1 pseudogene is annotated in these 369 nt (G+C 76.2%); it reads right to left on the bottom strand.

What is annotated here, in order from left to right:
• Positions 1 to 89 precede the first annotated feature (89 nt).
• Positions 90 to 369 (bottom strand): annotated as a pseudogene (locus G3I65_RS18945) (LysR family transcriptional regulator); the annotation flags it as partial.

The following is a 369-nucleotide window of genomic DNA, read 5'->3' as shown; positions in this document are numbered from 1 at the left end:
CCTCGGCGAGAACGGCCACTGGTTCGACGACCCCGACCTGGCCGACCGCGCCGACGGCAACTGCGTCTGCACGACCGACTGACCCCGGCTCACGACCGGCGGCGCCGCTTTCCCGCGCCACCGCCGGTCCGCCGGGCCGGCTTCGGCGGCGCCGGCTTCCGCACGGGGCGCTTGCGCTCCGCCGGCGCCTGCTGGCGGCCGCGCGTGCTGTTGACCGTGCGGCCGCGGACGATGCCGATGAACTGCTCCATCAGGTCCGTCGTCTCGTCCTCCAGCCACGACAGCGCGACGCTCGACTGCGGCGCGTCCCCGACCGGCCGGTAGGTCAGGTCGCGGCGGTGGTGCAGGCGGGCCAGCGACTGCGGGACG

The sequence above is a fragment of the Amycolatopsis sp. SID8362 genome (assembly GCF_010550475.1).
Lineage (GTDB): Bacteria > Actinomycetota > Actinomycetes > Mycobacteriales > Pseudonocardiaceae > Amycolatopsis > Amycolatopsis eburnea.
This window is presented reverse-complemented; position numbering and strand designations above follow the sequence as displayed.